Here is a 20039-nt window from a genome sequence, read left to right as displayed (position 1 = left end):
TTGTTAGTCATTTATTTATTACTAAGCGCAGGAATCATCACGCTGGATCAGTGGTTCAAATGGTGGATCGTCAGCCAATACAATTTTGGCGACAGTCAGACGATCATTCCTAATATTTTATCATTGACGCATATTCGAAATACTGGCGGAGCCTTCAGTCTGTTTGAAGGTCAGCAGATCTTTTTTATTGTGATTACAATCGTAGCAGTCGTTGCGGTGATCTATTATTTAGTCAAACACTTACATGAGAGCAAGTGGCTGACCATCGGGCTGAGTTTCTTTTTGGCTGGAGCTATCGGCAACTTTATCGATCGTTTTCGCTTAGGCTATGTGGTGGATATGTTTCGATTAGATTTTATCAATTTTCCAATTTTTAATATTGCGGATATGGCGCTGGTAGCTGGCGTAATCATGATTTTTATTTACATTCTATTAGATGAGAGAGACAAGAAAAATGGATAATCAAATTGAAATTATTATAAAAGCTGAAACAGGACGGATCGACAAGGTTTTGAATGAACGCTTGGCCGACTATTCTCGTTCACAAATTCAGCAATGGATCAAAGAACAATGTGTTTCAATCGACGGAAAGGTCGTCAAAGCGAATTACAAGGTCAGTGCTGGGGACAAGATTCTGATCGTGATTCCTGAACCAGAGGAATTAGATCTTGTACCGGAAAATCTGGAGCTGGACATTGTTTATGAAGATGAGGATGTAGTTGTAGTAAACAAACCTCAAGGAATGGTGGTGCATCCTTCCGCTGGGCATCCTAAGGGAACCTTGGTCAACGGTCTGCTGCATCAAATCAAAAATCTTTCCACGATCAATGACGTGGTTCGCCCCGGAATCGTACATCGGATCGACAAGGACACCTCCGGCCTTTTGATGGTAGCGAAAAATGACCGTGCCCATGAAGCATTAGCTAAACAGCTTAAAGACAAGACCTCTTTGAGAAAATATGTAGCATTGGTTCATGGTGAGATTCCTCATGAAAAGGGCCGAATCGAAGCACCGATCGGCCGTTCAAAGGTCAATCGTAAGATGCAGGCAGTTATTGAAGGCGGCAAAGAAGCCGTGACTCATTTTGAGGTATTGCAGCGCTTTGAAGACTATACCTTGATCGAACTGCAATTGGAAACCGGGCGGACACATCAGATCAGAGTCCACATGCAATATATCGGCTACCCAGTAGCAGGCGACCCATTATATGGACCGAAGAAAACGTTAAAAGGCAACGGCCAGTTTCTGCATGCAAAATTATTAGGTTTTGAACATCCGACAACAGGCGAGATGATGGTCTTTGAAGCCCCGCTCCCAGAAATTTTCAAAAAAACTTTGCAGCAGTTAAAAGAAAAAGATTGATTTCTTAAATAAGGAATAGTATAGTGTCTTTAGTAAGAAATAAATAACTTAATAGTGATCCTTTAAGAGTAGTCCCGTGAGGCTAAGAAGGAAGTAGATAGTGATTTGGACTAGGTGCGCCTAGGTGAACACTATCGTTTTGACGAAGTCGATAACATTCCTCCTACCTGATTGCGGGTAGGAGTTTTTTTATTGCAAACATTTAAGGAGGAGACAGGATGTATAAAAAAGAAGTTGTAGATGAGGTAACAATGAAGCGAGCATTGACTCGAATCACGTATGAGATCATCGAACGGAATAAAGGGGTTCAGGACATTGTTTTGATTGGGATAAAGACCCGCGGAATTTTTATCGCTCAACGAATTGCCGAGCGTCTGAAACAATTGGAGCACATCGACGTGCCGGTTGGAGAGCTGGATATCACCTTATACCGCGATGACGTGAAGGTATCAGAAGCAGAACCGGAACTACATTCTTCAGACATTCCTTTCTCGATTGAGGGCAAAGAAGTGATCTTAGTCGACGACGTATTGTTCACCGGCAGAACGATCCGCGCAGCTCTGGATGCTGTGATCGATTTGGGGCGGCCAAATCGTATTTCATTAGCAGTGTTAGTCGACCGCGGGCATCGTGAATTACCAATCCGCGCAGATTATGTAGGGAAAAATATTCCAACTGCCCTAACTGAAGAAATTGTCGTTGAAATGGAAGAAAACGATGGACAAGATCGCATCTTGATCCAAAAGGAAGAAAAATAAAAATTACTGTTTAGATACTAGAAAGAGGAAGTTCCATGGAAGAGTTTCACAATGATGACGTTGTTTTAGATATTCACGACCGCCCAAGTGCAGGGCACTGGATAGGCTTAAGTATTCAGCATTTATTTACGATGTTTGGCGCGACAGTCTTAGTACCGATCTTAGTGGGCATCAACCCCAGTATCGCGTTAGTCAGTTCTGGACTGGGGACCATCGTCTATCTGACGGTTACTAAAGGAAAAATCCCTGCTTACCTTGGCAGCAGCTTCGCGTTTATCGCGGCGATGAAATTACTGATGAAAAGTGACGGCTATCCGGCAGTCGCGCAGGGGGCTTTGACCTGCGGCCTGGTCTATCTGATCGTTTCCTTCATTATTCGAAAAATCGGCTCCGGCTGGCTGGATAAGATTTTACCGCCAATCGTAGTAGGGCCAGTAGTAATGGTCATCGGTCTAGGCTTAGCTAGCAATGCAGCTCAAAATGCGATGTTTAACAACGGTGTTTACAGCTTCAAATATGTTTTAGTAGCGCTGATCACCTTAGGTCTGACGATATTCTTCAACATGTTTTTCACCGGCTTCTTAGGCCTGATCCCGATCCTATTAGGAATCGTGGGCGGTTATGTCACAGCAATGACTTTTGGCATCATCGACTATCAACCGATCATCGATGCAAAATGGTTGGCGATGCCAGCTTTCAGTGTGCCTTTTGTCAGCTATCAGCCAAAGCTGTATATCAATGCAATAACGACCATGGCACCCATTGCTTTTGTCACAATGACGGAACACATTGGACACTTGATGGTTCTGAATAAATTAACGAAACGTAATTTCTTCGACGATCCAGGTCTGGATCGCACATTGATGGGTGACGGTCTCGCTCAAATCGTCGCAGGCTTTGTCGGCGGACCCCCAGTAACAAGTTATGGTGAGAACATCGGCGTACTTGCGATCACACGTGTGCATAGCGTATTCGTTATCGGTGGTGCAGCGATCTTTGCAGTCTTGCTAGGCTTTGTCGGGAAACTGAGCGCTTTGATTTTAAGCATTCCGGGACCAGTCATCTCAGGAATCAGCTTTATCCTATTCGGAGTGATCGCAGCCAGCGGATTGAAGATTTTAATCGAAAACAAGATTGACTTTGACCGCAAAAAGAATTTATTAATCGCGTCAACGATTTTAGTTATCGGTATCGGCGGCCTAGTTTTTGAGGCAGGAACCTTCACCTTGTCAGCGATGGCTCTAGCAACCGTCTTAGGAATCATTTTAAATCTGATTTTACCGGATCAAGCACGCAGCGAAAAATAAAAGTGAATGTAAGCAATGATAGTTAAATGAAAAGTAAACTCATTTTTGTCAAAAAATGACGATATTTGAAAGAACGAGGAGGAATTTTCATGATCATCCAGTCTGAGGAAATCAGCCTAAAGCATTTGTTGACGGTGGAGGCTTTAACCGATCAAGAAGTCATGGGACTGATTCACCGTGCGCAGCAATTCAAACAAGGTGCGCGATGGACGCCGCATAAGGACCAATACTTTGTTTCCAATCTTTTCTTTGAAAATAGTACACGGACCCATAAAAGCTTTGAAGTCGCTGAAAAAAAACTGGGACTAGATGTGATTGATTTTGACGCTAAAACGAGCTCTGTCCAAAAAGGCGAGACTTTATACGACACTGTTCTGACTATGTCGGCCTTAGGTGTAGATGTCGCGGTTATCCGCCACGGGGATGAGAACTACTATGATGAATTGATCCAAAGCAAGACTATCCAATGCTCGATCGTCAACGGCGGCGATGGCAGCGGTCAGCATCCAACACAATGCTTGCTGGATCTGATGACGATTTATCAAGAATTTGGCCGCTTTTCCGTCTTAAAAGTCGCTATTGTCGGGGATATCACTCATTCCCGTGTAGCAAAGTCCAACATGCAAATGCTGAAACGACTTGGCGCAGAAGTGTTTTTCTCTGGTCCGGAAGAATGGTATGACGAAAGCTTTGATGTATACGGTACTTACCGCCCATTGGATGAACTTGTACCAGAGGTTGATGTCATGATGCTTTTACGCGTACAGCACGAACGGCACGATGGTCAAGAAAGTTTTTCAAAGGAAGAATATCACGAGAAATACGGCTTAACGATCGAACGAGGAACGCAATTGAAAAAACGAGCGATCATCATGCATCCGGCACCGGTGAATCGCGATGTTGAAATCGCAGACAGCTTAGTTGAAAGCTTGCAGTCACGCATCGTTCCGCAAATGACGAATGGTGTTTATATTCGGATGGCTATTTTGGAAGCAGTACTTAGAGGAAAATCGTAAAGGGGCAGATAAAATGAAAACATTAATTAAAAATGGAAAGATCGTAACAAAAGACAATCAAACAATCACGTGCGACCTTTGGCTGGAAGATGGCATCATCGCCGGTATTGGCAAAGATTTCTCAGACATCACGTTTGATCAAGAGTACGACGCAAACAATCAATTAGTCACACCAGGTTTAGTTGATGTTCATGTTCATTTACGAGAACCAGGCTTTACCTACAAAGAAACCATCAAAGATGGATCGAAGGCGGCAGCTCGCGGCGGCTACACAACTGTCTGTGCCATGCCAAACCTTGATCCTGTCCCAGATACAGTCGAAAAGTTCAATGACGTCAAAGCGATCATTGAAAAAGACGCGGTAGTCAAGGTGCATCAATACGCGCCGATCACGGAAGAGCTTCGCAGCGAGACCTTGACTGATCAAAAGGGCTTGAAGGCCGCTGGCGCCTTCGCCTTTACCAACGACGGAGTAGGGGTGCAAACAGCTGGCACGATGTACCTAGCAATGAAGGAAGCCGCAGAAAACAATATGGCGCTAGTTGCTCATACGGAGGATGAATCCTTATTATTCGGCGGTGTCATGCACAAAGGAAAAATCAGTGAAAAATTGGACCTTCCAGGAATTCTAAGCGCCACCGAATCCTCACAAATTGCCAGAGATCTGATCTTAGCTGAGGAAACTGGTGTGCACTACCATGTGTGCCACGTATCGACAAAAGAAAGTGTTCGAGTAATTCGCGATGCAAAGAAAGCCGGAGTCCATGTTACGGCGGAGGTTTCGCCTCATCACTTGATCTTGATCGATGAGAATATCCCAGAGGACCATGGCTACTGGAAGATGAATCCGCCATTACGCGGAGTAGAAGATCGCGAAGCGTTGATTGATGGCCTGCTTGACGGCACGATCGATTGTATCGCCACTGACCATGCACCGCATGGCTTTGAGGAAAAGAACCAAAGCTTCTTGAAATCACCATTCGGGATCGTCGGCAGCGAGACAGCTTTCCAATTGATTTATACGCACTTTGTTGAAACAGGACGATTTACATTAGAACAAGTGATCGATTGGATGGCCGTTAAACCAGCGGAAATCTTTGGATTGACGGTTGGAACCTTAACCATTGGTCAGCCGGCGGACATCGCGGTATTTGATCTAAGTCACGAAGAAAAGATCGATGACAAAAAATTTGCATCACTAGGAGTGAACACACCTTTTACTGGCTGGCCAGTCAAGGGTGGCACACTGATGACCTTCGTGGATGGTCAGTTGGTATACAACAAGGAGGACTAAGACGTTGAAAAGACTTTTAATTTTAGAAGATGGCACAGTATTTGAAGGTGAAGGATTTGGCGCAGAAGCAACTGTTGTCGGTGAGGTCGTCTTCACAACTAGTATGACGGGCTATCAAGAAACAATCACCGACCAAAGTTTCAATGGGCAGATCATTACATTCACTTATCCAATGGTAGGAAATTACGGCGTGAACCGTGATGATTACGAATCGATCGCACCAACCTGTAAGGGCGTGATCGTAAAAGAACATGCGCGATTAGCCAGCAACTGGCGGAACCAAATGACACTAGATGAATTTTTGAAACGCAAAGGGATTCCCGGCATCGCAGGAATCGATACACGAGCATTAACTAAAAAATTGCGCAGCGTTGGAACCATGAAAGGCAGCATCGTTGATCCGGCCGATCAGTTTGAACACTCGTTTGATCAACTAAAAGCAACAGTCTTACCAACCAATCAAGTCGCTCAGGTTTCTACAGTCACTCCTTATCCAAGTCCTGGTGTGGGACGCAACGTAGTGGTCATCGACTTTGGCTTGAAGCACAGTATTTTACGTGAATTGTCTCGCCGCGAATGCAACTTGACGGTGATGCCGTATAACACCGACGCTCAAACGATCCTGGATCTTTGTCCCGACGGAGTAATGCTGACAAATGGCCCTGGTGACCCGAAGGACGTACCAGAAGCAATCGAAATGATCAAACAGATTCAAGGAAAAGTGCCGATTTTTGGCATCTGCCTTGGACACCAATTGTTCTCATTAGCTAATGGCGCGGATACCTACAAAATGAAATTCGGTCATCGCGGATTGAACCATCCAGTACGTGAGATTGCTACTGGACGAATCGACTTCACATCACAGAATCATGGCTTTGCAGTGGATGAAAAAACAATCGACCCAGATCAATTGATGGTCACTCATGTAGAGGTGAATGACGGCACGATCGAAGGCGTCCGCCATCGTAATTATCCAGCGTTCAGCGTTCAGTATCATCCCGATGCTGCGCCGGGCCCGCATGATGGCGTACATTTGTTTGATGAATTTATGGAAATGATGGATGCATGGAAGGAGCAAGCATAAATGCCAAAACGTACAGATATTAAAAAGATCATGGTGATCGGTTCTGGACCAATCGTGATCGGACAAGCCGCGGAATTTGATTACGCCGGCACACAAGCTTGCTTAGCGTTGAAAGAAGAAGGGTATGAAGTTGTCCTCGTGAACTCAAACCCAGCGACAATCATGACCGATCAGGAAATCGCGGATACCGTTTATATCGAGCCAATCACCCTTGAATTTGTTTCTCGCATCTTGCGTAAAGAGCTGCCAGATGCGATCCTGCCGACACTTGGCGGACAAACGGGTTTGAACATGGCGATGGAATTAGCCGATTCAGGCATTTTAGATGAGTTGAAGATTGAATTGCTGGGAACGAAATTGTCAGCAATTGACCAAGCGGAAGACCGTGACCTGTTCAAACAGCTGATGGAAGAATTGAACCAACCGATCCCTGAATCTGAGATCGTCAATACAGTGGAAGAGGCTGTCGCTTTTGCCAACACAATCGGTTATCCAATCATCGTGCGCCCGGCCTTTACCTTAGGCGGAACCGGCGGCGGAATGTGCGACAACGAAGAAGAGCTTCGCACAGTCGCTGAAAATGGCCTGAAGCTGTCGCCTGCTACACAATGTTTGATTGAAAAATCAATCGCCGGCTTCAAGGAAATCGAATACGAAGTGATGCGAGACTCAGCTGACAACGCGATCGTTGTATGTAACATGGAAAACTTCGATCCAGTCGGTATCCATACTGGAGATTCAATCGTTTTCGCGCCAAGTCAAACACTATCTGATTATGAATATCAAATGCTGCGGGATGCATCCTTATCAATTATTCGCGCATTAAAAATCGAAGGCGGCTGTAATGTTCAGCTGGCTCTTGACCCACATAGCTTCAACTACTATGTGATTGAGGTGAATCCGCGAGTTTCTCGCTCATCAGCCTTAGCAAGTAAAGCGACCGGTTATCCAATCGCTAAATTAGCCGCTAAAATCGCGGTGGGTCTAACGTTGGATGAAATGAAGAATCCGGTAACTGAAACGACTTATGCTGAGTTCGAACCGGCTTTAGACTATGTTGTTGCGAAGATTCCACGCTGGCCGTTCGATAAATTCGAAAGCGGCGAACGGGTGCTTGGCACGCAGATGAAGGCCACTGGCGAAGTCATGGCGATCGGACGAAACATTGAAGAAGCCTTGTTGAAAGCCGTTCGTTCCTTAGAAATCGGCACGTATCATGCAGAGCTTCCTGAATTAAGCGAAGTCACCGATGATGAACTTACAGAAAAAATGGTCAAGGCACAGGATGATCGCTTGTTCTATCTAACTGAAGCGATCCGCCGCGGCTATTCGATCGAGGAAATCAATGAACTGACAAAAGTCGATCTGTTTTTCTTAGATAAATTGCTGCACGTCGTTGAATTGGAAAACGCGCTGGCACAGAATAAAAAAGACATTGATCTGCTGAAACAGGCGAAGCAAAACGGCTTTGCCGATGTGAAGATCGCGCAGCTGTGGGAAATGACTGCTAATGAGGTTCGGGAATTCCGTACGGCTGAAAAGATCGTGCCAGTTTATAAAATGGTGGATACTTGTGCAGCGGAGTTTGAATCACAAACCCCCTACTTCTACAGCACCTATGAGCTTGAAAACGAGAGTGTACGCTCCGCTAAGGAATCTGTCCTAGTCTTAGGTTCAGGACCAATTCGGATCGGGCAAGGTGTGGAGTTTGATTACGCGACAGTTCACTCAGTAAAAGCGATCCAAGCGGCCGGTTATGAAGCAATCATCATGAACAGCAATCCAGAAACGGTCTCAACTGACTTCTCCGTCTCAGATAAGCTATACTTCGAACCGTTGACTCTAGAAGATGTCATGAATGTCGTTGAATTAGAGCAGCCAATCGGCGTGATCGTTCAATTCGGCGGACAAACCGCGATCAATTTAGCAGAACCTCTGGTAAACAACGGAGTGAAAATTTTAGGTACAACGATCGAAGATTTGGACCGCGCAGAAGATCGCGATCAATTCGAGCAAGTACTCCAAAGCCTGTCGATCCCGCAACCGCCGGGTGATACAGCAACAAGCGCCGAAGAAGCGGTGAAGATCGCTGAAAGAATCGGCTATCCAGTCTTGGTACGTCCAAGCTACGTTTTAGGCGGCCGAGCAATGGAGATCGTTGAGAACCAATCAGACTTAGAGGATTACATGGCAAATGCGGTAAAAGCTTCGCCAGAACATCCTGTTCTAGTCGATCGCTACCTGATCGGTAAAGAATGTGAGGTAGATGCAATCTGTGATGGCGAAACAGTCCTGATTCCAGGAATCATGGAGCATATCGAACGCGCCGGGGTTCACTCAGGAGATTCAATGGCGGTCTATCCGCCACAAACCTTCTCAGAGGAGCTGAAGGCAACGATCGAGGAGTATACACGCCGACTTGCCCATGGAATGAATTGTATTGGTATGATGAACATTCAGTTCGTCATCCATAACGACGAAGTCTTCGTGATCGAAGTGAATCCGCGGGCCAGCCGTACAGTTCCATTCTTGAGTAAAATCACCAATATTCCCATGGCACAGATCGCGACTAAAGCGATTCTTGGTCAAAGCTTGAAAGAGCTGGGCTACCAAGATGGGCTGTATCCTGAAAGCAGCATGGTCCATGTTAAAGCACCCGTCTTCAGCTTTACAAAACTGCAAAAGGTCGATACCTACTTAGGGCCTGAAATGAAATCGACTGGTGAAGTAATGGGAACCGATCGCAGCCTAGCCAAAGCACTATATAAGGCTTTCGCGGCATCTGGTCTGCATTTGCCTGATTTCGGCGCAGTCCTGTTCACTGTCGCAGACGAGAACAAAGATGAAGCTCTGGCCTTAGCCAAACGCTTCAAGGATGTCGGCTATAGCCTGATCGCAACCGCCGGAACAGCTAAATTCTTAGAAGAAAACGGCTTGAACGCGAAAACAATCGCGAAAATTTCCGAGTCAGACGATAATAACGTGATCGATTTAATTCGCAGCGGCGAAGCACAAGTCGTAATCAACACGATGGACAAAAATCGACAAAACTCGTCAGAAGACGGCTTTATTATCCGCCGGGAAGCAGTTGAGCATGGGGTGCCGTTGTTCACATCTTTAGATACAGCCGATGCCATCTTACGAGTAATGGAATCACGGGCATTTTCAATCCAAGAAATTTAATTTTTGCAGAGTGGAGCATGCTTCACTCTGTCGATGTATAGGGAGGCCGTTATGAAGCAGGAAATGATGACGATCGTTCGTCAAAGAGAGTTAGCACCGAGAATCTATGAGCTGGTTTTAGCTGGCGAATTAGTCAAAGAAATGACGATGCCGGGACAATTTTTTCATATCCGAGTGCCAAGAAGTGACTTATTATTGCGGCGCCCGATCAGTATCAATCAATACGATCCAGCAGAAGGAACCTGCACCATCATCTATCGAATCGAAGGAGATGGAACAAAGTATTTTGCGGAAATGTCGACTGGAGATCAGCTAGATGTCATGGGGCCATTAGGTCACGGTTTTGAGATCGAGGGATTGTCCACCGGTGATACTGCCTTTATCGTTGGCGGAGGAATCGGTGTACCGCCTTTGTATCAGCTTTCCAAAGAGTTGAAAGCAAAAGGAGTGAAGGTGATTCATTTTCTTGGCTTTGGTTCACAGGAAGTGGTCTATTATGCTGATGAGTTTCAGGCATTAGGTGAAACACGCTTTTCAACAGATGACGGAACCTACGGAATTCAAGGAAATGTCGGTAATTTATTGATGGCGGCGTCCGAACAGCCTGACGCAGTCTTTGCCTGCGGAAATAACGGTCTATTAAAAACCGTGGAGCAATTATACACTGAAGTAGACAATGTTCAGCTTTCGCTGGAATCCCGTATGGCTTGCGGGATGGGGGCTTGTTATGCCTGTGTCTGCCATGTACCTGAGGATGAAAACAAAAGTGTCAAAGTATGTGAAGACGGGCCCGTTTTCCAAGCAGGGGAGGTCATTTTTTAATGAGTATCACAGTCAAATTACCTGGTTTAGACTTAAAAAATCCGATCATGCCGGCAAGCGGCTGCTTCGGATTCGGTAAAGAATACGCGGATTATTATGATTTGAATCAATTAGGCGCCATTATGATCAAGGCGACAACGCCAAAAGAACGGTATGGCAATGCGACGCCGCGAGTAGCAGAAACACCCAGCGGCATGCTGAACGCGATCGGACTGCAAAATCCCGGCATGGAGGTAGTATTGACAGACATTTTGCCAAGCCTGGAAAAATATCAAGAGCTGCCGATCATCGCTAATGTAGCAGGGGCATGCGAGGAAGACTATGTCGAGGTCTGCGGCAAAATCGGCGACGCGCCCAATGTCAAAGCCATCGAATTGAATATCTCATGTCCTAATGTAAAACACGGCGGAATCGCTTTTGGAACAGATCCTGAAGTTGCTTATCGTCTAACAAAAGCAGTCAAAGAGGTTGCAAATGTGCCGGTATATGTCAAGCTAAGTCCAAATGTCACAGATATCGTGCCCATCGCTAAAGCAATTGAAAAAGGCGGTGCAGACGGCTTTACAATGATCAATACCTTATTAGGCATGCGCATCGATTTGAAAACACGTCAGCCGATTTTGGCTAATCGGACAGGGGGATTATCTGGACCAGCTATCAAGCCAGTTGCGATCCGTTTAATCAATCAAGTCGCTGCTGTCAGTGAATTACCGATCATCGGCATGGGCGGAGTCCAAACGGTTGATGACGTGCTGGAAATGTTTATGGCAGGTGCCAGTGCAGTCGCAGTCGGAACGGCGAATTTCACCGATCCATATATTTGTCCTAAGCTGATTGAAGAGCTGCCAATTCGCATGGCAGAGTTAGGCATTGAATCTTTGGAACAATTACGCCAAGAAGTAAGAGCTGCCAATCCAATTTCCCGTGGTTAAAATGCTCGTCCTTTACTTAAACTGACTAAATCGAAAAAGGAGGCGTTCGAATGGAAAAACGACCAATTATCGCTTTTGACTTTGCTTCAAAGCAAGAGATTGAAAAATTTTTGACCCATTTCCCAATCAATGAGAAATTATTTGTGAAGATCGGAATGGAGCTCTTTTATCAAGAGGGCCCAGCGATCGTTAATTTTCTACGCGCACAAGGCCACGATATTTTCCTTGATTTAAAGCTACACGATATCCCCAATACTGTTCAAAAAGCAATGCACGGAATCGCCAAAATGGGGGTCAAGATCACAAACGTCCATGCAGCAGGCGGAGTAGAAATGATGCAAGCAGCTAAGCAGGGCTTGATTGAGGGCACACCTGAAAAGCAAGCCGTTCCTGAACTGATCGCCGTCACGCAATTAACGTCGACTAGCGAAGAACAAATGCAGGAAGATCAGCTGATCAAGGTCAGCCTGCAAGAAAGTGTGCTGCATTACGCACAATGCACAGAAAAAGCAGGATTAGACGGTGTTGTCTGTTCTGCTCATGAGGTGGAAAAAATCCATCAAGCAACGAGTACAGACTTTATCTGCCTGACACCAGGCATCCGTCCGCAGGGCGCCAGTGTCGGCGACCAAAAACGTGTGATGACACCAGCAAAAGCTCGTGAGATCGGATCAAATTATATCGTTGTCGGAAGACCCATCACACAAGCAGACGAGCCTTATCAAAGCTATTTACAAATCAAAAAAGAATGGAACGGTGAAGTATAAATGATCGCAGAACAAATCGCCAAAGATTTATTATCAATCGAAGCAGTTTCATTAAGTCCCGATGCGCCTTTTACTTGGGCCAGCGGATTGAAATCGCCAATTTATTGTGACAATCGCGTAACCATGAGCTATCCAGAAGTTCGCCGCGCGATCGCACAAGGTTTGGCAGCGAAAATCAAAGAAACATTCCCAAATGTTGAAGTCATTGCCGGAACTGCAACAGCAGGTATTCCACATGCTGCTTGGGTGGCAGAGATTCTAGATTTACCGATGGTTTATATTCGCAGCAAAGCCAAGGACCACGGTCGCGGCAACCAAATCGAAGGCCGAATCAAGGAAGGCCAAAAAATGGTCGTAATTGAAGATTTGATTTCAACTGGAGGCAGCGTGTTAGAAGCTGCTGCTGCCGCAAAAAGAGAAGGGGCCGATGTTTTAGGCGTTGCAGCAATCTTCACTTATGAATTGGTAAAAGGGAAGAATAATTTTGAAGCAGCAGATATGCCCCTTGCAACTTTGACTAATTATTCAACACTGATCGAAAGTGCCTTGCAGGAAAACTACATCAATCAGGAACAGCTTGATTTGCTAAAAAAATGGCGCAAAGATCCAGAGAACTGGTTAAGCTAGGCCCATCCTCTGCGTTTATTTAAATCGTTGAGTCGCATACGTGCGATTCAGCGATTTTTTTGTATTAAAAAATACGATAGGTATATTAGGAGCTGAAAAAGCAGTTTAATGGTATATTATTTTCAGTAGTTTTTTGCATGAATTTCAAGCTTTATCGCTCACCGATAGCTAGCAAAAACAATTGATTAATAGGAATAAGAGGGTATCCATTATGTATGAAAAATTTCTAAACAACACCCGCCTGCGACGCTTCACAGTCCTTGCATTAGTAATCTTTGTTCTATTTTTAGTGAGAGATTTTATGACACCGATCTTACTGACCTTTATTTTTACATTGATCTCAGTTAAGATCGTCAAATTTATCCAGCGTTATCTCAAAGCACCGACTTTTTTGATTGCGACGATTCTTTATCTGTTGGAGCTGTGGCTGCTGTATCTTCTGGTTTCCAGATACTCAACGATTCTGATCGATCAAGTGACTTCGACGTACAATTCTATCGTTCATTTTTATCAGCATAAAAAGTTCGGTTCTGACGTGGTGACGAATTTCATTTCCAATTATTTTAAAAATCATAATTGGCAGGACAAGGTAGAAAGCGGGGCTGGCATCCTCTTGGAACAGCTGCAAAATGTTGGCCGCTTGGCTATTTCCTTTATCATGTCCTTTATTCTGAGTTTTTTCTTTATGGTGGAAAAAGAGAAGACCATTCTTTTTTCAAGAAACTTCCTGAGCAGCGAGTATGCTTGGTTTTTCCAAGATATCTATTATTTTGCCAAGGTTTTTGTTGAGACCTTTGGTGTGGTGGTAGAGGTACAGATGTTGATCGCGATCGTGAATACTGTGATCACAACAGTTGGACTGGGGCTGATTGGCTTCACGCAATTGCCGACATTAGCGATTATGATTTTCTTCTTAAGTTTAATACCTGTAGCCGGAGTGATTTTTTCTTGTATCCCGTTGACTTTGATTGCTTATTCAACAGGAGGGATTCAGACTGTCATTTACGTATTGATTTTGATTGTGGTCGTTCATTGTGTCGAAGCTTACATCTTGAATCCAAAGTTTATGTCGAGCCGGACCAAGCTGCCGATCTTTTATACTTTCGTTATTTTATTAGTTAGTGAAAAATTCCTCGGTGTCTGGGGATTGATCGTCGGTATTCCCATTTTCAACTTCTTCTTAGAAATCTTAGGAGTTAAAATCCGTACGAAATTGACGAAAGACTAATTCAACAAAAAAAATGGAGCAGCCATACTAGGCTGTTCCATTTTTTCGTAATTGCTCAATCACCGATTCTTCTGGTGTCACAAACAATGTTTTCTGATTCTCATAAATCACAAATCCAGGCTTAGCACCGTTAGGCTTATGAACATGCTTGACCGCTACATAATCCACCGGAACTTGCGCCGATTGTCGAAATTTCGAGAAGTAGGCAGCTAGCTCAGCAGCTTCTAATAACGTTTCCTCGCTAGGATCATCGCTTTTTACAATGACGTGGGAGCCGGGGATATTCTTCGCATGAAGCCAAATGTCCGTCTTGCGTGCTTGCTTCAGGGTCAACTGGTCATTCTGCAAGTTATTTTTACCGACTAGGATCGTTGTTCCGTCACTGGCGATAAAGCGCTCAGGCTTGGAAGGCGCATGATTTCGATTCTTCTTGCTGCGTTTTTTCTTCAAGTAGCCGCTGGCGACCAGCTCTTCCTTGATAACCTCGATATCCATCGGACCTGCGATCTCTAACTGGGCAAGAACAGATTCGAGATAAGCAATTTCATCCTTTGCTTCTGCGATTTGATCATAGACCAATTTGACTGCATTTTTCAGCTTCTGATACTTTTGAAAGTATTTTTGTGCATTTTGATTAGGTGTCAACGCTGGATTCAACTTGATTGTGATCGGGGCATTGTCTTCATAATAATTTTGCAGCTCCACACGATCGACACCACGCGGGACTTGAGCCATAAATGTCGTCAGCAATTCACCATCGCGTCGATATTCTTCGGCATTTTCAGAATCCTGCAAGGTTTTTTGTCGCTTCGCAAGCTTGGTTTGATTCCGCTTGATTTCATTTTCTACCTTGCGAATCAATTCATTTCCCAGCTGTTTAACCCGATCCTTTTCGGCTTTTTCACCATAAAAAGCATCAAGTAACGCACTTAAGCTATCATACGTTTCGGTCTTATCAAGAGTCTCGAAAGGAACCGGAGTAAAGAATTCTTTGTTATTTTTTGTTCCCAAGGTGGGGACCAGATCTTCCTGAATACTTGCCCAAAAGCTATCCCAAACAGCCATTTTCTCATTTGGCTTTTTGGAAAAACGGAAGGCCAGTTCCTCTGCCGTATCTCGTCCCAAGCCTTGGAAATTTTGCTGCAGATACCGACCATCAAGTGTTTCAGCAGTGGAAAGAAGCGTAAATACCTGCTCTTTTGTCGCATGGAATGGATTCACCTGCTCTTGCTTTGGCGGCTCGATATATTCGCTGCCTGGCAGGATCGATCGATACGTGTTTTGCGAGTGGCCGATATGCTTGATGGCATCTAAAATCTTTCCAGTTTGCTTATTCAGCAAGACGATTGTTGAATGCCGTCCCATCAGCTCCACGATCAGAACAATATTTTGCAGATCGCCCAGTTCATCCCGCTTGCTGAAGGTAAAATGAACCACCCGATCGTTTTCCACCTGATGGATATTTTCTAATATCGCGCCTTCAAGATGCTTACGCAGCATCATCACGAAATTTGGCGGATTATCAGGATTGGTATAAGCAATCTCTGTCAGCTGGATACGAGCATAGCTAGGATGCGCCGAAAGCAGCAGGCGTTGATTCTTTCCTCGAGCACGTATAACCAGTACGACTTCATTTTCATAAGGCTGATGTATCTTAGATATTCTTCCGGAAACGAGCTGATCCTTCAATTCTCGTACCATTGCATGGGTAAAAACTCCGTCAAAGGACATGTTTTATCCCTCATTTCTATTCATAATACGTCTATTATAAACAAAAAAGCTCCAATGACCAAATAAGTCATTGGAGAAGCAGGTCATCTGTTAAACACTAATCGATTCCTTAAAACTATGCAGCTCATCAAGCAGCTGAAGCAGCAGCTGTTCGGCTTCATTCGGCAATCGATCGTAGCCGCCTTGATAGGTTTTGCGCGATTGGACAAAGGCAAGCCTTGTCTCAAGTCGCGTCATCAGGTGAAGCAGGTAATGATGGCTGTTGAAATCCGGCTCGTGTTTTTTAACCGGCAGATAGCTAATCTTCTTCAGCGGACCAAAAGGCTTGAATTTCGCCGTTCCGTCAACGATTTTTTCAATACTGCTGAGGGTTTCATCCGGTGTGACCTTGCGTCCCTTGAAATCACCGGTATTTAAAATGAAGCAGGCTGTTTTTTGTTTTTGGAACAAGTCTTTGAAGTCTTGATAATCCTCCTGCAGCGGATAGCAGCGGAAGGGGTTGGCAAAGGGCTCGATAACTAATTGATCGGTCACCTCACCAACAACATTCTCCGCAGTCGATCGCTTCGTCGCCAACGTCGCACCAAAAACAGCAGCAAGGGAAGGATCCTCAATTTTGATCAATGGCGGCAGGCTGTCATCCTTCATGATCCAAAAAAGGCCATCAACTTTTTCATCAATATGATCGACGCGATTCGGTGTAGCGTAACGACTCTTAATGCTCCGGCCATTCCCGTTGCGGATATCCTCTGTAACCAAGACCTTCTTATTTTCCTCGTCCAAGGTCACCCCAACATTCTGTGCAGTCACAATATATTTTATCTCCTCACTGCTCATAGGGTAGTCTTGGGTTTTATCAAAATAGGCAGGCTCTAATGCTGTAGTTGAGCCTTTCTTTTTGGAAATAACAAACGCATCATCATGGAGAACGTGAACCTCTCCTTTATTTTTAGGCTTTGCTAGGGTGATCGTCGATTTTCCAGAGCCTGACAGACCAAATGCTGCCATCGTGTATTTTTTGTCCTCCAGCAAATATTGCTTCATCCCGCCATGGCACGCAATAAAGCCGTTACGATGTGCTGTGGCCCAAGCTAGGGTCAGTGTAGCCTTCTTCAATTCGCCAAAATAGCGCAGCCCTAAAATCCCGGCACAATTATGAAGCGGATCAATCACCACCACACCATCAGGAAAGTCAGGATGCTCCCAATCCGGGTCAGCAAAAATGAAGATATCGCCAGTATGGATCTCATCTGATTGCTGATAAAACAAGTGCTTCGCGTCACCGATTTGAAAGTTCAATAAATAAGAGCAGAGGTTGGGGCTGTAGTCTGCCGGTATCATCAAATGAGATTTGACAGTAAATTCTTCATCTAATCCCACAATGACTTCGCCGGAATAAAACTTTTTCGACCGAGCATTGAAAACAGCTTCTCTCAGCAGCTCACTGTAAAAAGCGCTGTCGATCCCTTGCTGACCAATAATACGCCGCGCTGCCGCTGTTCGGCCGACGATTTTCCCATCATTCGTCACTAGGACCTTCGCATCGGTGGGAAGCTGCAATCTGCTCGTATGCGCGACATCCAGATCGGTAGTGATCGTTCCAGGACTGGACTTCGCCAAGGCATAGGCATCCGTAAGATGGCGGATACGCGTGACGTTATTTCCATAAAATGCTGTTTCGATCACACTGCGAATACTGGAGAAAAGCCGATTACTTTTAGTGATTTCCTTACGTGAAAAATGTTCAATACTGCTCATCATAAAACCTCCTCAAAATAAGTTGTCATCATTATAATATCATTAAAAGAAAACGCTAACAATCAAATATAAAACACGCTGACTGGATGAGCTACGCAAATAAAACGAAATTTCTTCTTGCTGGTAGCGCTTTTAAGATAAAAATAATATAATGATAAGCAAGGAGGGATGATTATGGAGAGATATTTAGCAATCGTTAAAGAAAAAACACTTAATTTTTGGCAAAAATTCATAATTATTGTGTCGGAAAATGAACGTCGCTCCTTAATGATCGCTGCCAGTCTAGTTATCTTTGCGATCCTTTTTTCCGCTTCGGCAGCATTTGCTCAAAAGACGATCCGACAAGATCAATTAAATGAATTAGTCTTTGATTCTTTAAAATCAGACCATCTGATTCCTCTGAACTATCGGACCGTTGATCAAAAGATCAAAGAAACAAAGGCGATTTCGATCATGTTCAGCCAACCAAACGGGACGTCCTTTGATAATGTCATGACGATTCTAGACGATCCAAACCAGCAAACGATGCTGAACCGCAAATTTTATTATTATCCGATTGTTTATGACAGCGAGACGATCGCTCAAACCTATCAGCTTGATCCTCGCCAGGTCACGTTCATTTTCTTCCATAACGGCAAGGAAAAGAATCGCTTTGTTGTAGAAGGCTTGAAGGATTTGAACAATGAGTTCATTCCTGAGTTGAATCGCTTACCCATGTGGGACCTAAAAAAATAAAAATGAGAATTCGGATAAAATAAATGAGCTTTTTTTAATAAAAAGAGTTGACAGTCGATTTTTTTTCCGCTAAACTAACCTCAACATAAAAAAAAGAAGGAGTGACATTCATGAAACAAGCAAACTTATCTAATCAATTAAATAGCTGGCAAAACTGGCGTAGATAAGTTGTATTTATGAATTCACTCATAGATACAACGTTTAGGCAACTTCTAAATTTTGTATCTATGCTGGATATTTTTTCGTGCTTATTCCCGCATAGAGACCATCTATGCGGTTTTTGTTTTCTTTGAGACAACTACCGTTGCATTTTGGGTAGTTGTCTTTTTTTGCGAATTTCACTTCGTATACACAGTGGGAAGTAAATTCATCAGAATGAGCCATTTTCAAAAAAACAAAAATTAAAACTAGGGGGAATTATTCATGAAAAACAAAGGGATTATCGGATCAATCATCGCATTAGCAGTCGTATTAATTGGTGTTTTTGCTTATCAAATGGGGTCGCGTCAAACAAATGCGACTGAAAAAAAGGAAGAAATGAAAACCGTGGGTATCCTGCAATTCATCAGTCATCCATCGTTAGACCAAATCAAAGACGGTGTAATCGAAGGATTGAAAAAAGAAGGATACGAAGATGGAAAAAATATCAAAATTGAATTTTTAAACGGCCAAGGCGATCAAAGCAAATTAAACAGTATGAGCCAGCAGCTCTTAGAAAAAGATTCTGATGTTTTAGTGGGTATCGCCACACCAGCAGCGAAAGCATTAGCCAACGCAACAAGTGATAAGCCGATCATCATGGGAGCTATCAGCGATCCCATCGGTGCCGGTTTAGTAAAAGATTTGAAAAAGCCAGGGAGCAACATCACCGGCGTAAATAATCTTACACCCGTTGATCAGCAGTTAGATATGGCAAAGGAAATGTTTCCAAATGCAAAAACAGTCGGTATGATCTATTCTTCTTCGGAGGAAAATTCTAAGTCACAAATTGAACGAGCAGAAAAACGTGCCACAAAGGACGGCTTAACCGTTAAAAAATACGCGATCAGTTCTAGTAATGACATTGCTCAAATTACGCAACAAGCTTGTCAGGAAACAGACTACCTATATATTCCGCAAGACAACACGATCGCCAGTGCGTTCCAAACGTTGATCAATGAATCCGACAAAGCCAAAAAACCAGTGTTTGTTTCAGTAGACAATATGGCCAAAGAAGGCGGCATCGCAACTGTTGGACAAAATCAATTTGACTTAGGGGTTGAAACTGGAAAAATGGCGGCAGATGTCTTAAGCGGCAAAGCCAAACCAGCAGATACACCAGTAAATGTCATTGATTATGGCGACATGATCATCAATGAAGAAAAAGCGAAAGAATTAGGCATCACGATTCCAGAAAAAATCAAAGAAAAAGCAGAAGTAGTTAAAGGGGAGTAG

At 44.1% G+C, this 20039-nt stretch carries 17 protein-coding genes; 15 read left to right on the top strand and 2 right to left on the bottom strand.

Translation table 11 applies throughout. The annotated features are described in order from the left end of the window. The 13 genes from lspA to JZO85_RS00135 all read left to right on the top strand — a co-directional run bounded on the left by lspA (position 1) and on the right by JZO85_RS00135 (position 14381). A complete protein-coding gene (gene lspA, locus JZO85_RS00190; protein ID WP_207106483.1) occupies positions 1-462 on the top strand; it encodes a signal peptidase II in 462 nt (153 codons plus the stop codon). Beyond that, the gene (locus tag JZO85_RS00185; RefSeq protein ID WP_207106482.1) at positions 455-1363 is read left to right on the top strand and encodes an RluA family pseudouridine synthase; all 909 of its coding nucleotides are present in this window, start codon (positions 455-457) and stop codon (positions 1361-1363) included. Before lspA ends, JZO85_RS00185 begins: the two co-directional genes overlap by 8 nt. A gap of 218 nt (positions 1364-1581) precedes the next feature. Next, entirely contained in the window at positions 1582-2121 is a 540-nt protein-coding gene (pyrR, locus tag JZO85_RS00180) for a bifunctional pyr operon transcriptional regulator/uracil phosphoribosyltransferase PyrR (RefSeq protein ID WP_207106481.1), read from the top strand. A gap of 35 nt (positions 2122-2156) precedes the next feature. Beyond that, the gene (locus JZO85_RS00175; protein ID WP_207106480.1) at positions 2157-3428 is read left to right on the top strand and encodes a solute carrier family 23 protein; all 1272 of its coding nucleotides are present in this window, start codon (positions 2157-2159) and stop codon (positions 3426-3428) included. 89 nt (positions 3429-3517) lie between these two features. Further along, positions 3518-4444, top strand: a complete 927-nt coding sequence (locus JZO85_RS00170) for an aspartate carbamoyltransferase catalytic subunit (RefSeq protein ID WP_207106479.1) — start codon at positions 3518-3520, stop codon at positions 4442-4444. 13 nt (positions 4445-4457) lie between these two features. Then, on the top strand, positions 4458-5738 hold the full coding sequence (gene pyrC, locus JZO85_RS00165; RefSeq protein ID WP_207106478.1) for a dihydroorotase: 1281 nt from the start codon (positions 4458-4460) through the stop codon (positions 5736-5738). Positions 5739-5742: 4 nt separating this feature from the next. After that, the gene (locus JZO85_RS00160) at positions 5743-6822 is read left to right on the top strand and encodes a carbamoyl phosphate synthase small subunit (protein WP_207106477.1); all 1080 of its coding nucleotides are present in this window, start codon (positions 5743-5745) and stop codon (positions 6820-6822) included. After that, positions 6823-10005, top strand: a complete 3183-nt coding sequence (gene carB / locus JZO85_RS00155; protein ID WP_207106476.1) for a carbamoyl-phosphate synthase large subunit — start codon at positions 6823-6825, stop codon at positions 10003-10005. 33 nt (positions 10006-10038) lie between these two features. After that, the gene (locus JZO85_RS00150) at positions 10039-10827 is read left to right on the top strand and encodes a dihydroorotate dehydrogenase electron transfer subunit (RefSeq protein WP_207106671.1); all 789 of its coding nucleotides are present in this window, start codon (positions 10039-10041) and stop codon (positions 10825-10827) included. Next, a complete protein-coding gene (locus JZO85_RS00145) occupies positions 10827-11759 on the top strand; it encodes a dihydroorotate dehydrogenase (protein ID WP_207106475.1) in 933 nt (310 codons plus the stop codon). Before JZO85_RS00150 ends, JZO85_RS00145 begins: the two co-directional genes overlap by 1 nt. Positions 11760-11809: 50 nt before the next feature. After that, positions 11810-12526 (top strand): orotidine-5'-phosphate decarboxylase, encoded by a 717-nt coding sequence (pyrF, locus tag JZO85_RS23020; protein ID WP_242550130.1) that lies wholly within the window; start codon positions 11810-11812, stop codon positions 12524-12526. Beyond that, a complete protein-coding gene (pyrE, locus tag JZO85_RS23015) occupies positions 12527-13153 on the top strand; it encodes an orotate phosphoribosyltransferase (protein ID WP_242550129.1) in 627 nt (208 codons plus the stop codon). A gap of 211 nt (positions 13154-13364) precedes the next feature. Further along, entirely contained in the window at positions 13365-14381 is a 1017-nt protein-coding gene (locus JZO85_RS00135) for an AI-2E family transporter (RefSeq protein ID WP_207106474.1), read from the top strand. Positions 14382-14408: 27 nt separating this feature from the next. Here the strand turns inward: JZO85_RS00135 and efbA are convergent, their stop codons facing one another. Both efbA and JZO85_RS00125 read right to left on the bottom strand, forming a co-directional pair. After that, entirely contained in the window at positions 14409-16112 is a 1704-nt protein-coding gene (gene efbA / locus JZO85_RS00130) for a fibronectin-binding protein EfbA (protein ID WP_207106473.1), read from the bottom strand. 90 nt (positions 16113-16202) lie between these two features. Further along, positions 16203-17870 (bottom strand): phosphoenolpyruvate carboxykinase (ATP), encoded by a 1668-nt coding sequence (locus tag JZO85_RS00125; RefSeq protein WP_207106472.1) that lies wholly within the window; start codon positions 17868-17870, stop codon positions 16203-16205. Between the two features lie 174 nt (positions 17871-18044). Between JZO85_RS00125 and JZO85_RS00120 the strand changes: the two genes are divergently transcribed. Together JZO85_RS00120 and trpX are read left to right on the top strand one after the other, a co-directional pair. Further along, positions 18045-18605 carry a hypothetical protein gene (locus JZO85_RS00120; protein ID WP_207106471.1) on the top strand — a complete coding sequence of 187 codons (561 nt, stop codon included), beginning with the start codon at positions 18045-18047 and terminating at the stop codon, positions 18603-18605. A 423-nt stretch (positions 18606-19028) separates the two neighbouring features. Further along, the gene (gene trpX / locus JZO85_RS00115; protein WP_207106470.1) at positions 19029-20039 is read left to right on the top strand and encodes a tryptophan ABC transporter substrate-binding protein; all 1011 of its coding nucleotides are present in this window, start codon (positions 19029-19031) and stop codon (positions 20037-20039) included.

The organism is Candidatus Enterococcus murrayae, from assembly GCF_017315985.1.
Classification (GTDB): domain Bacteria; phylum Bacillota; class Bacilli; order Lactobacillales; family Enterococcaceae; genus Enterococcus_A; species Enterococcus_A murrayae.
This window is presented reverse-complemented; position numbering and strand designations above follow the sequence as displayed.